Source organism: Gordonia lacunae, from assembly GCF_002149015.1.
GTDB classification, from domain to species: domain Bacteria; phylum Actinomycetota; class Actinomycetes; order Mycobacteriales; family Mycobacteriaceae; genus Gordonia; species Gordonia lacunae.
The window spans coordinates 364418-377557 of the sequence record NZ_NGFO01000001.1 but is presented as its reverse complement, the minus strand read 5'-3'; the positions used below and the strand labels follow the sequence as shown (position 1 = coordinate 377557).

Below are 13140 nucleotides of genomic sequence, written 5' to 3'. Positions count from 1 at the left end.
GCCCACAAAGATCATGACACTCGTTCACCTCGTCTTCGGTCGTCTCGACGATCTCGATGTGAACCTTCGGGAGATCACCCTGACGCGGCCTAATGGATCAGTGCTCACCCACACCTTCAGGGGGCACGACATCCCAGAAGCGTTCTAGCGGGTGATCCTCACCCGGCCGGGCCACGGTCTTCGTCTAGAAATCCAACACACCGTTTCAGGGTCCGGCAGTGGTCACCGACCGGGAAGGCTCACACGACCAGCATCCCCCAAAAGAGAGCCGATCCACCCCCATTAGGGTCCGGCGACTCGCCTCACCAGGCCCTTCGAGGCTCGCCGCTTGCGCTCCTCGCACCTCAGGGAGCGGGGGGGGTGGCCACTGGGTCCGTGGTTCTCTCGAATCAGGGCGGTCAGGGCGCGGGCGGCGGGTAGACCAGGTCGTTCACGCGGTAGATCACCGCGTCGCCGCGGCGGAACACCTCGGTCAGTCCGGGGGCGCCGTTCTGCCGCAGCGCCAAGAACGGGTCGCCCTGGTGTCCGCGGGCCGGATCGGGCATGCCGCGCTGGAATTCCCAGTAGCTGGGCGGCGAGTCGATCACGTAGTGCACGTTCATGTCTCGCACGATCTGGTCGATCTTCGGGTCGGCACCGATCTCCGACACGCCCCAGAACAGGTCACGCTGCCGCTCGGAGAATTCATTGGCCCGGTAGAAGGGGAACATCGGCGTGACCCCGGTGACCGGGTAGAGCCAACCGGTGCCCTGGTCGAGGTTGTTGAGGACGAGGACGTCCTGGGCGTCGGGCTGCGCCGCCAGCCACTCGTAGGCGGCGAGGTCGTCGGGGCCGACGTACTTGCCGCCCCGTTCCTTCGACGCGATCTGCGCGTTCGGCGGGTACCGGACGACGGCGGCGCCGGCGATCATCGCCAGCAACACCACGTATGTCGCGGCCACCACCCAGCGCGCCCTCGTCGACGACGCCTCGCTCGGCGGTTCCCGACCATCGGTCTGGTCCGATCCCGCGCGGCGTCGGACGAGGCCGGCCACACCCAGCGCGAGGGCGCCGAGCGCGACACCCGAAGCCGCGGCCGAGAGGATCGCGACGACGAACGTGAGGCGGTGCGGCGAGTTGTAGAAGTAGCCGCCGATCACGCCGAGGGGTGCCGACAGCGGACCGAGGGACACCATCGCATTGGCGGTGACCAGGGCGAACACCAACCAGGCTGCCAGGCCGGCCCAGCACCGCAACCAGGCCAGCGCGATCAGACCCAGCAGGGTGACGGCGATGAGAGGCCAGACCGGGAAGTGGTCGAGCTCGAGCGGGATGGTCCCGTTGAACGCGCCCTTCACCAGCCCGTCGAGGACACCGATCGTGTCTTCGCGGAAATCGAAGAACGGGAGTTCGTTGGTGTCGGCGACCCGGATGGTGCCCAGCACCACCGGCGCGATGAGGATCAATGTCAGCGCCGCCGTGACGGCCAGCGCCGCGAGGTCGCGCAGGCGCCCGGCAACCGGACGCCACAGTCCCTCACACAGCCACCAGAGGCCGACGAGCACACCGACGACGATCAGGCCGGACGGGTGGGTGGCGGTCACACCCGCAACCGCCAGGGCGGCCGGCAGCACACGTGATCTGTCCGACACCACGCTCATCACTAGCACGGCGGCGACCGGCGCCAGGCTCACGCCGACGGCGTTGGGCACGGAGGTCAGCTGCACCTCGACGTACGGCAGCGACGGGAACAGCGCGCTCAGAGCTCCCGCCGCACCCGCGATGAATGCGGCCGAGTCGACGTCGTACCGGTGCCGCGCAAACCAGTAGGCCAGCGACGCGACGCCGAGCGGGACCGTGACCGCCAGCACCGCAGGCGAATACGTGTTGTACAGCTCCACCGGGTCGGCGCCGGTCAGCGGGAACAGCAACGCCCCCAGCGCATGCCAGGTGTTGGGGTAGTAGTTGAACCCCTGGGTGTCGTAGTTCATCAGCTCGCCCATGCGCATGGCCGAACCGATGCCCGTCTCGTGAATCCACCGCAGCGAACTGGCGTGCCACAACGAATCCCACACCTGGGAGATGTTGCCGAGTCCGGCGAACGCGGTGGTCGCGATCGGTCGGATACAGGTGACGGCGATGACGAGTCCGCCGAGGCCGAGACCCGCCGCGACCCGCACCGTCGCGGTCCGCCCCACGCGGGGTTCGCCGTCGTCGGCGGGAGCCGGCGCCAGGCGACGACCCCAGCGGGTGAGCAGCAGCGCCGAGTAGATCCAGGCGCCCCCGACCGCGAAGACCAGGCCCACGAGCGCGGAGACACCGTTCCATTCGAAGCCGACGATCGAGTAGAGCACCGTCAGGATCGAGACCAGGGCGAACGTGATGGGTGGGCCGGCGGCCACAGCGACCGGCCACGGCAGATTCATCCGCCGTCCGACCAATGCACCCGGCAGGATCAGCACGAGCGCGGACACGACGACGACCCATGCACCAAGCATCATCGCCCGCGCCTTTCCACACTCACCCGCTGCACACTCCCCGTCGCACCCGCGGCCGCACGGCCTGCGGTGCCTGACCAAACTCCCAGCAGGTTACCGGGTGGTCGGGCGGGGCCGTCGTGTCACCGTGCCCGGACAGCTCCGGTGTCCTCGGTCGGCGTGGTCGCGCCGGCGGGTTCGTCGGCGTCGGCCGACCCGTGGCGCCGATGCCCGAGGAGGGCGACGATCAGGCTTCCGGCTGCGGCCACGGCGCCGAAACCGAACATGATCGGGTAGGTGATCGCGACCCAGCTCTCCGAGATCCAGGCCAGCACTGCCGGGATGCCGAAACCGAGGTAGGTCACCCCGTAGAAGACGGCGGTGAGCCCGGCGAGGTCGTCGGGCCCGGCGATGCGCTGCACCTCCAGCAGGCCGACGATCATCGCCATGCCGTAACCGCACCCGAGCAGGGTGGCTGCGGCCAGCGACACCCAGACCGTGAGCATCTGGGCCGCGACCGCGGCGAGGATCATGCCGGCGATGAGGACGGCGAGAGCGACGATCACACCGCGCGGGCTGCCCGGCACGTCGATCCGCCGGCCGAGTGACTGGATTCCGAAGCCCGCGCTGAGACCGAGCACGCAGCACAGGCCCGCGAAGGCGATGGGCGCGCCCGCGGTCCGCGCCGACATCAGTGCCGGGATGACGGCGTACGCCGAGGCGGCAGCGCCGAAGACCCACGGCGCGAGCGGCACCACGACGAACAGGAAGCGTCGATGACCCGCGGCCGGGATGCGCAGGTCGTCGCGCAACCGACCCGGCGATGACTGTCGTGGCCGCGTCTCCGGCACCAGCGCAACGAGATTGGCCGCTATCACGGCGACCAGGATGTTCACCAGGTACGGCAGCACATGCGGCCACGGCCCCCATTGCGCGAGCACCCCGGCCACCCCTGCGCCGACGCCGAATCCCGCGGTGAGACTCATGGCCGCGCGACCAGCGCCGGCGCCCGCACGCGCGCCGTCACGGTCGGACAGTTCCTTGATCCAGCTCCCACCCACGGCCATCGAGAGGCCCAGTGCGATTCCGCTGCACACCCGTCCCGCGGTCAGCAGTGCGACCGACTCCGACCCCGCGGCCAGCAGTCCCGAACCGACGGCCGCGAACAGCGGCGCGGGCAACATGAGCGGTCGCCGACCCAGCCGGTCCGACAACGGACCGCCGATCAGCAGGGCGGGCACGATGCCCAGGACGTAGGCGAAGAGCAGCGCGTCGACGACCACCGGTGACAGATCGGTGATCTGGCGGTACATCACCAGCAGCGGGGTGAACTCGTTGCCGCCCCACGCGGTGGCGAACACGGCGAGCGCGACGGCGGGCCATCCGAAGCGGGCGCGGTCGGCGCTCATGCCGACGCCCCGGGGAGGTCGTGTCCGGGCAGATCGTGAACCGCGACGAGATGGCCGGCGAGCAGTTCGTCGAAGCGGTCGGCGTCAACGGACTCGATGGCGTCGAGAAGCGCGCGGTGGTCGTCGAGGATTCGCGGGGCGATGCTCGCGTCCCGGTGCACCGAGGCCGTCGTCATCCGGCGGTGCCGCTCCCCCAGCGTCGCGTAGAAGTCGGAGAGCAACGGATTGTCACCCGCCGCGGCGATCAGCTGATGGAACTCGGCATCGATGCGTGAGAACTCCTGGATGTCGGCGGCATCGGCTCGGCGATGTGCGGCCAGGTTGTCGCGCAGACCCCGCACGAGTCCGGCGGTCGCTGCCGGGCGCGTGACGACCGACCGCACCGCGTGCCGTTCGAGGAGGAGGCGAGCGTCGATGACGTCCCGGATCTCGCGCTCGCCGATCGGGACCACGAGCGCCCCACGCTTGGGGTAGAGACGCATCCAGCCTTCGGTCTCCAGACGCAGGAACGCCTCGCGCACCGGAGTGCGGCTCACCGAGCACCTCGCGGCGATCTCACCCTCGCTGATCAGCTCACCGCCGGCGATCTCGTTTGTGAGAATTTGCTCTTTGACCTCGGCATATACCCGCTCAGCAGCGGATTCGGAGGTCGCATGCAACATAGACACAAGTTGTACCTTACCAATGATCATTGTGTGTTTCACCTGGCCCGACCCACCTTCCGTCCCGATCCCAGACGGTGAGACACTTAATCCGGCCGTAACGAGCGTCACCCCGCTCACACGAGCCCGGCCCGCGTCCGCTGAGTCCACCCGCTCGCGTCGATGCGGATCACTTCTAGCTCGCGGGCAGCGTGGCCGGCGAGACGATGCAACCCGCATATTTCGCGGCTTTCCAGGAGGACCCGTGACGAGCACGGAGGACACACGTATGGGTGAGACCCCCTACACCGAACCCACAATCGCCGATCACCCCATCACCGACGAAGAGATCTTCTTGGCCCACGTCGGCGGCAAGCTCTCGGTGGAGTTGCGGGCACCCATCGACACGCAGCGCGACCTGTCGATCGCCTACACCCCGGGTGTGGCCCAGGTGTCGCGCGCGATCGACACCGACGCCACGCTGGTGAACAAGTACACCTGGACCGATCGTCTGGTGGCCGTGGTGAGCGACGGATCGGCGGTTCTGGGACTCGGCGACATCGGTCCCCGCGCCTCACTGCCGGTCATGGAGGGCAAATCGGCGCTCTTCCGCAGCTTCGCCGGACTCAACTCCATCCCCATCGTGCTCGACACCCAGGATCCCGACGAGATCGTCGAGACCCTGATCCGGCTCCGCCCGAGCTTCGGCGCCGTCAACCTCGAGGACATCTCCGCACCGCGCTGCTTCGAGATCGAGCGCCGCGTCATCGAGGCCCTCGACTGCCCGGTCATGCACGACGACCAGCACGGCACCGCGATTGTCGTGCTGGCCGCCCTCAAGGGCGCGACGACCCACCTCGGCCGCGACCTCGCCGGCCTGAGAGTCGTGATCTCCGGCGCCGGCGCGGCGGGTGTCGCCTGCGCGAACATTCTTCTCGCAGTAGGCATCTCCGACGTCGTCGTGCTGGACTCCAAGGGCATCGTGTCCCAGGGACGGGACGGACTGAACGAGTCGAAGAGCGAACTGGCGTCGCGCACCAACCCGCGCGGACTGACCGGCGGCGCGGTCGAGGCCCTCGCCGGCGCCGACGTCTTCATCGGCGTGTCGGCCGGCCTGATCCCCGAAGAGCTCATCGCGTCGATGAACGACGACTCGATCGTCTTCGCGCTGTCGAACCCCGACCCGGAGATCCACCCGGAGGCCGCGGCCAAGTACGCCGCGATCGTCGCGACCGGGCGCAGCGACTTCCCGAATCAGATCAACAACGTGCTCGCCTTCCCCGGTGTCTTCAAGGGCGCCCTGGACGCCGGCGCACGCCGCATCAGCGAGGGTATGAAAATCGCTGCGGCCGAAGCCATCTTCTCGGTCGCCGCCGACGACCTGCGCGCCGACCGCATCGTGCCCAGCCCGCTCGACGACCGGGTCGCCCCGGCAGTCGCAGCAGCCGTCGCCGATGTCGCCCGCGCCGAGGGGCACTGCTCCTGACTGCTCGGCGTCGACCGCCAGACGTCAATCCGACTGCCAGACTTCGATCGAAGTCTGGCAGTCGAGTTGAAGTCGATCAGTAGTTGATGGCTCGCCTGAATCAGAAGTTCTGGTCCTGCCAGGTACACAGGCACACCTCATTGCCCTCGGCGTCGGCGAGCACCCAGAACGCGGGAGCGTAGTCGTCGGTGAGCAATTGACCGCCGGCGGTGATCGCCGACTGCAGCCGCCCGTGTAACTCGTCGGTCGGAACCCAGAGGTCGACGTGCATGCGGCTGCGCTGCGGCCGGGGTTCGTCCATTTGCTGGAACCAGACGCTGGGTAAACGGCCGGCCGGGTCGACGAGGTCGACGGGCTCCCGTTCGGCGGCGTCGCCATAGCCGAGGACCGCTTTCCAGAAGGGCCTGATGGCCGGGATGTCGAGAGCGTCGATGGCCAGGTTGAATTGCGTGACGGGCGCGGACGCCGGTTCGAGGCCGAGGTCGGCGGCAATGCCGGTGATCCGGTTCGCCAGCGCGACGTCGGCTTCCGTGAGTTGATGGGCGCTGTGTGTCGTGAGGACGAGATGCACCGTCCCATACCGAAGATCGATGTCGGGGTGGTGATTCGCCTGTTCGGCGGCGTCGATGATCGCGGCGACGAACTCGCCGCCCCGCACCATCGACCCGGTGCTGTAGGCGGCTGCCAGTCGGTCGGCGATGACGCGCCACGGATCGGCAACCATCTCGGCGGCCTGGGCGGGGGTGAGCGGTGTGCGAGTGGAGCCGGTCATACCGCCCCATGCTGCCCGCTTCCTCGGGATTGCGAAAGGGGGCCGGTCAGCGCCTGTTCGTGGTCGCCGCGGCGAGAGTCGCGATGGTCTGGTGCGTCGCCGGGAGGCACCCGCGGCGCGCGCCCTGGTCGAGGGCGGTGCCGGCGCCGATCACGGGGTCGTAGTCGAGGCCGATCACGCCGCCGACCGCACCGGACACCACATTGACCAGCATGTCGGCGAGCCCGTCGTGGTGGGTGGTCGGTAGCTGAGACGAGATGACGACGATCGTCTTCTCCAGCACCCCGGCCCGGTCCCATTCGGTGAAGACGACGCGCGCGCGATTGAGCAGGTCGGGGCGTGCCGCGATGACGAGCACCGGCGTGAGGTTCGGAAGATCGTCCTCGGCGAGTTCGGGGAGCAACGTCAGCGGATGCGCACCGGCATCGACGACGGGAACCGCACCCTGCCGCCACGTCTCGACGACGGCGTCGGTGACCGTCGCCTCCTCGGGAGGCAGCCACAGACCCGTCCCCGACGCCGTGCGCAACAGTTCGGGGTTACCCGACCCACGGAGCCGCAGTTCGATGTCGCAGTCGTTGCCCGACGCGTCCACCCACCACGACAGCAGACCGAGCGTCGACGACGCCCGGTGCTCGGCGAGCAGCGCCGAAACGACCGACGTCCCAACACCGCCCGCGGTCCCGCACACGACGGCGGCCCGCTCGGCCCAAGCCTGCGGGTCGTCGTCGCGTGGTGTGGTCGGGTTGGTCATAGGGGGTCAGGGAACGAGCATGTAGATGGTCGAACCGTAGCCGGAAGGGACTCGAACTGGGCTATTGGGCGAGAACCCACCGAACCCAAGGCTGACTGGTCCTGAGCCGGTGTTGATCTCCCACACCTTCTTCTCGCCTGCGCGCGGGCCGAACGTTGCGGTAACCCACTTTTCCAGGTTGTAACCCCGCACGCTGGTGTAGTAGTTCCCAAACAGCACTCGGCAATTCGGATTACGCTTCCAACTCGCCCCAGCCCCGGTGAACCCATGCGATCGCACCGTGACCCTGACTACACCCCGCTTACCCTTCGGCGCATCCACAGTCGCGTTGACCGCACCCCGGCAGTAAGAGTGGTCGCCGAATATCCCGAAGTTGTAGCCGGTAGTCGAAACCTGGGGAATCGGAGCCGCGGACGCCGAACCTGTGGCAAAGACGCACAGAACGGCCGACACCGCCAGCCCGACAATTGCAAGAACTCGTTTCACGGTACGTCCTTCGTCGAGTTCAAACGCCATTAGGGAACGATCATGTTGGCGCCAGCGCCGTATCCTTGGCGCAGTGGCACCGGCCCGTTCGCCGAGTACGGCATAACAGCAATATTGGCGAATCCGGAGCCAGTCATAACATCCCAGCTCTTCGCAATACCTCGTCGCGGCCCGAACGACGCGGGCACCCACTTCTGGACATACAGACCACGGATGCTCGTCGTCTGCGTTAGTAGAAGTACACGACACTTGGGATTGCGCTTCCACGTCGCGCCGTCGCCACCAAATCCATGCGAGGTCGCGGTTACACGGACGACACCACGCTTGTTCGGGACACTTTGCCACCTCACCGAAAGAGCGCCGCGGCAGAACGAATGGTCGCCGAAAGTGCCGAACGTGGTACTGCTCGTCTGAAGTATCTGCAGAGGAGCCGCAGATGCGCTTCCGGCACCCGCAAACGCCACCGAGAACATGAGCCCCACAGCGGATAGTGCTACTACCAACCTTTTCATACCAACCCCTCGGGTATCTCTATAGCGACGACATGTCAGTTTGAACTCATTCACGGGACCGCCATGAAGAAGGCAGGACCAGCTGGAGCTTGGGGAACACGAACCGCGCTGTTAACTGCGTAAGTCGTGATACCTACCGTCGCCAGGCCTGAGCCAGTGACGACTTCCCAGACCTTCTTCTGGCCGGGCCTTGAACCGAATGGTCCGATCGTCCACTTTTCAAGATCCAGCCCTCTGCTACTCGTAAAGGCCGATCGAAACAGGACTCGACAGTTGGGGTTGCGAAACCAGCTCGGACCCTGGCCCGAGAAGCCGTGCGAAGTCGCGGTGACCCGGACCACTCCGCGCTTCTTCGCCACCCCGTCCACCTTGTATGTAATGGCACCGCGGCAGAAGGAATGGTCACCAAATGTCCCGAACGTCGTGCCATTTGTACTGAAGTTCTGCATTGGAGTAGCGGACGCGTTCCCTCCACCGAACAAGACACTGAACATCGCGACTACCGCAACGCAAATTGCCACCACCGGCTTCTTCATTTCATACTCTCTTAGTTCTACACAGAATCGATGCAGGCCATCTCGCGCACTTCAGCTCACTGCCTGAATGCTTTACTGTCGTCATCCTCTCCGGGCCACAGCACGTTACTCCCTGGGACCGCGTTCTTGAGATTCTCAGATTGCGCCCGCGTCCAATCACGGACTGACTTCTCAACTTGTGGTCCCAACACAGCGTAGGGCGAACGAGCCTGTACACCAGTCCATTTGAAGGTCGACGTGCCAACCTGCGCGTCGACGTCACCGCGATGATTCACGACATAGTCGACAGCAGGCAGCCCCGAAAGACGGGCCTGGTCCGATGACAAGTGAAATTCGAATTGATTCGGGCCAGATTCTGGCAGCGCGTGACGCGGCCCGTTCTGGCGCCACGGCTCATCAGGGTTCGCACCGGGATCTCCGGCACCGAGCGAGTACGCCAGCAGTCCGCCTGCCGTGCCCCCGATGGCTGCACCGATAACCGCACCCGCTACGCCTGCGCCGATACCGCCAACCGCAGCACCGATGCCCGCGCCCGCCAACGCGTCAGCACCTGAAGTCAGCCCAAGGGTCGTAAAGATGCCCACTATTGCGCCGGCGCTCGCGCCCACTCCCGCTCCCCCGACCGCCCCCACGACCGCCGACGGAATGCCCAGTGCGACAGCACCGGCGGTACCACCAGCCATCACGCCGATGATCGTCGCAGCCGCACGACGAGTCGCCTCGTCCTCAGGAACACCAGCCGAGATCAGACCCTGCGCGATCTTCGCCTCACCATAGGCCGACCACGCATTGATCGAGTTCACATCACGCTTCGACATGCCCTCAGGGATGTCGGTGACGAAGTTGCCCACACGGATCTTCTCCGGCGGCGGCGCGATCGGCCGGACCGGCGGCGCAACCCGCGGTGCCACCCGATTGTTGATCAGCGGGGTGTAGGGCTCGTCATAAGACTGCGACCCCGGCGCGGTGTACGCCTGATACGGCGCCTCCACCGGCGGACCGGGGATGCTGCCCGGACCGGGAACCACGATCGGCTCCACCGTCGCCTCCGCACCGGCGCCACCGTCCGGGGACACATCCCCCGGACTCGTGCCGCCCTGACCGGGAGCCGTGTCACCCGGGCTGGTTCCGCCCTGCTCCGGAACCGCGAACGCCGCCCCGGCGCCCGCGGTGATCGACACCGCGACCACCGCCGACGTCACCGACAGCAATGGACCACTCGGCACACGACGCTTCCGGTGCCGACCCCGACCATGACTCATTACCGACTACCTCTCTGGTGTGCCCGCGGTGGCGGACGAAAACTCACTCAACGGATCGAATCGACTGGATGTAGGACTTGCCGCCGGCGGTCGTGGTGCGGATGACCTGCCGGTAGGTGATGGGCGCCGCGTCGGGCTGCAGTTCGGTCAGCACCACCGAGTACTCGCCGGATCCGCGGTCGGAGACGGTCAGGCAGTGCCGGGTCCCGAGCGGTCGCTGGTTGATGTACTGCTGCATGACGTACTCGGAGGCCACCGCGCCCGGGGCTGCGACCGCGCGTGCCGCCTTCGCCGAGCGCAGGACGTAATAGGCATGGTTGAAGGCGCGGATCGCTCCGGCACCCGATTCCTGATTGCCGGCGTCGTCGCCGTCGGACACCGTCGTCCCCGCCCCCACCGGTCGCTGCGTACAGGCGGGCTCGCTCGCTACTGCCGAGGTGGACGGAATGAGCGGGTCCGACGCGGCGTCGGTGCTCGGCGTCGACGCCGTTGCCGACTCGGGCTCACCGCCCTGAGCCAGGACCACACCCAGAACTGTGGTCACGATCACAAGAATCGCTGCTACCGCACCCGCTATTCGCAGGGGCGAACCGGCGTGGGGACGACGTTCCCTGCGCTTGCCCGACCCGGTCTTACGCTGTGCCCGCACCGACTTCTCGGCCTCGGCGAGGAACGCGTCGAGCTCAGAAGAGGGACGCGGAACAACGACGTCTGCCACCGGGATCGGCGTCCGGGCCGGCTCCTCGAACACCGGAATCGGACGCTCGAGCACGGCCACCGCCGCCGGTTGCGGAGCGTCGTGAGCTGGGCCGACGGAACGGTGTCGGGCCAGGTGAGCGGCCAGATCGGCGGCGGGTGTCGCATCGACGGCAGGCCACGGTGGGACGTCGGGAAACCACAGTGCGAGAACGCGCGGCGGCACCAAAGATCCCTCCCCCCGGCCGGTGATCATGTCGTCGTGAAGTTGCGTTCGACGACGGCACGACGCAGGGGGTCCCCCGAAGACGTCGGCAATGCCGTCGCTGACCTCGGGTTACCCTACAACAGCTCTCAGCGACCTCTCAGCTGTCGTCCACAGGGGTGACACAGGCGTCTGACCACGGATCCTGCACCGCGCCGGCCCGCTGGCTAAGGTCGCGACTGTGCTTCTCACGGCCGCAGTCGCTCGCGGGGTCGCCGATGGAACCGTCGACCTCGCCTTCCGGCGATGGGGGGACCCGCGCATACATCCGGGCTCGAGCTTCATCGCGCTGACGCACGTGATCGAGGTGACGTCCATGCAGCGCGTCGACCCCGAGCGGATCACGGACGACGAAGCACGTCGCGCGGGATACGACGCCGCCGACGACGTCCGCGCCGCCCTGTGCGTCAACGTCCACAACCCGACGTACCGGATCGGACTGCGGTGTATCGGCGAGGACCCGCGAATCGCTCTGCGCGCCGATGACGATCTGTCCGACGACGATGTCGACGAGATCCGGACCCGCCTCGATCGTATGGACGCGCGGTCCACTCGCGGACCGTGGACGCGTGACGTGCTCGACGTGATCGCCCGCCGCCCAGGGGTGGTGTCCACCGACCTCGCGGCCGAACTCGGCCGCGAGAGAGCGGGATTGAAGCAGGACATCACCAAGCTCAAGAAGCTCGGACTGACCGACAGCCTCGTCGTCGGCTACGAACTGTCGCCGCGTGGCGTCGAATTCCGTCGACGCGACTCCGAGTAGCGGTACGCCGAAACGCCGTGCCGCTACGGTCCGGTCGGCGACAATTCCCTCCATGAACCGCATCCGAACCGGGGTCACGTCGGCGTTCATCGCGATGGCGGCCACGATCCTGTGTCTCGTCGCGGGCACCGCGCACGCCACGCCGTTTCCGGTCACGACCGATGCGGTGACCGCCATCGCCTCTCGGTACCTGAACCCGGCATCGGAGTCGCCTCCCGGCGCCAACCGCTTCGACTGCCGCGACCGTGACGGCCGCAACCCCGTCGTGCTGCTGCACGCGACGGCCATGAACCAGAGCGCCAACTGGGCGTACCTCGCTCCCACACTGGCGAATGCGGGCTACTGCGTGTTCAGCCTGACCTACGGCCAGACCAGTTGGAGCGGCACCACGGGAGGTCTGGGCAACAAGGAGCAATCCGCCCGCGCGGTCTCGGCCTTCGTCGGACGAGTCCTGACCGCCACCGGCGCCAGGCAGGTCGACTTCGTCGGCCACAGCCAGGGCGGCGCGATCGCCCAGCTCGTCACCCAGCTACCCGGACGCGCGGCCCAGGTGGGCACGATCGTCGGACTGTCCGCGTCGAACCGCGGCTATTCGCGGGTCGGCTCCATCACCGATCGGCTGCCGGCTCGGGCTCCCGGACAGAGCTATTGGGGCCCGCGACATCCCGCGATCACGTACGTGAACCTCGCGACGCGCTACGACGAGATCTCGACCCCGTACGTGCTCACCCTGATGCCGCCCGGTCCGAACATCACCAACACGCTGGTCCAGGATGTGTGCCCGGCGTCGAAGATCGGTCATGTCGGGATGGCCTACTCCCCGACCGTCGGGGCGCTGGTCCGCAACGCGCTCGACCCGGATCACCGGGTGCCCGTCGCCTGTGGCTCGGACTTCCCGGGCTGAGCCGACCAGCGCTCCGACGGAGGCATCACCCGCGTCGACGACCCGGGTTTTGTTCGTTCCCGGACCCTCGCTAGACTCGTCTGCGCTGCCTCGCGTAGCACGCCGCCCTAGCTCAGTCGGTAGAGCAATTCACTCGTAATGAATAGGTCAGGGGTTCGATTCCCCTGGGCGGCTCCATGTCGGCCCCGTTGCCGCACC

11 protein-coding genes and 1 tRNA gene are annotated in these 13140 nt (G+C 67.3%); 4 read left to right on the top strand and 8 right to left on the bottom strand.

The genetic code is table 11. The features are described 5' to 3' along the window. Positions 1-398: 398 nt before the first annotated feature. The 3 genes from CA982_RS01775 to CA982_RS01765 form a co-directional block, all read right to left on the bottom strand. Entirely contained in the window at positions 399-2480 is a 2082-nt protein-coding gene (locus CA982_RS01775; protein WP_086533593.1) for a DUF6541 family protein, read from the bottom strand. Between the two features lie 119 nt (positions 2481-2599). After that, positions 2600-3865, bottom strand: coding sequence for an MFS transporter (locus CA982_RS01770; RefSeq protein ID WP_086533592.1), 1266 nt, complete (start codon positions 3863-3865; stop codon positions 2600-2602). Then, entirely contained in the window at positions 3862-4527 is a 666-nt protein-coding gene (locus CA982_RS01765; protein WP_086533591.1) for a GntR family transcriptional regulator, read from the bottom strand. The genes CA982_RS01770 and CA982_RS01765 overlap by 4 nt, the downstream gene beginning before the upstream one ends. Before the next feature lie 268 nt (positions 4528-4795). Here CA982_RS01765 and CA982_RS01760 point away from each other — a divergent pair, with 268 nt between their 5' ends. Beyond that, positions 4796-5992: an NAD(P)-dependent malic enzyme gene (locus CA982_RS01760; protein WP_086533590.1), complete on the top strand. Its 1197-nt coding sequence runs from the start codon at positions 4796-4798 to the stop codon at positions 5990-5992. A 100-nt stretch (positions 5993-6092) separates the two neighbouring features. On the opposite strand, the gene CA982_RS01755 is transcribed toward CA982_RS01760, so the two are convergent. From CA982_RS01755 to CA982_RS01725, 5 genes are all read right to left on the bottom strand, one after another. After that, positions 6093-6764 (bottom strand): VOC family protein, encoded by a 672-nt coding sequence (locus CA982_RS01755; RefSeq protein ID WP_086533589.1) that lies wholly within the window; start codon positions 6762-6764, stop codon positions 6093-6095. A gap of 46 nt (positions 6765-6810) precedes the next feature. Continuing rightward, positions 6811-7518, bottom strand: a complete 708-nt coding sequence (locus CA982_RS01750) for a hypothetical protein (protein ID WP_086533588.1) — start codon at positions 7516-7518, stop codon at positions 6811-6813. A 6-nt stretch (positions 7519-7524) separates the two neighbouring features. Continuing rightward, on the bottom strand, positions 7525-8034 hold the full coding sequence (locus CA982_RS01745) for an enoyl-CoA hydratase (RefSeq protein WP_208617853.1): 510 nt from the start codon (positions 8032-8034) through the stop codon (positions 7525-7527). 1074 nt (positions 8035-9108) lie between these two features. Beyond that, the gene (locus CA982_RS01730; RefSeq protein ID WP_425269013.1) at positions 9109-10314 is read right to left on the bottom strand and encodes a hypothetical protein; all 1206 of its coding nucleotides are present in this window, start codon (positions 10312-10314) and stop codon (positions 9109-9111) included. Between the two features lie 43 nt (positions 10315-10357). Then, positions 10358-11236: a DUF8176 domain-containing protein gene (locus CA982_RS01725; RefSeq protein WP_244176086.1), complete on the bottom strand. Its 879-nt coding sequence runs from the start codon at positions 11234-11236 to the stop codon at positions 10358-10360. A gap of 220 nt (positions 11237-11456) precedes the next feature. Here CA982_RS01725 and CA982_RS01720 point away from each other — a divergent pair, with 220 nt between their 5' ends. The 3 genes from CA982_RS01720 (at position 11457) to CA982_RS01710 (ending at position 13119) form a co-directional block, all read left to right on the top strand. Further along, on the top strand, positions 11457-12038 hold the full coding sequence (locus CA982_RS01720; protein ID WP_086533584.1) for a hypothetical protein: 582 nt from the start codon (positions 11457-11459) through the stop codon (positions 12036-12038). 52 nt (positions 12039-12090) lie between these two features. Continuing rightward, positions 12091-12942, top strand: coding sequence for an esterase/lipase family protein (locus tag CA982_RS01715; protein WP_086533583.1), 852 nt, complete (start codon positions 12091-12093; stop codon positions 12940-12942). A gap of 101 nt (positions 12943-13043) precedes the next feature. After that, positions 13044-13119, top strand: a tRNA-Thr gene (locus tag CA982_RS01710). Positions 13120-13140: the final 21 nt, after the last annotated feature.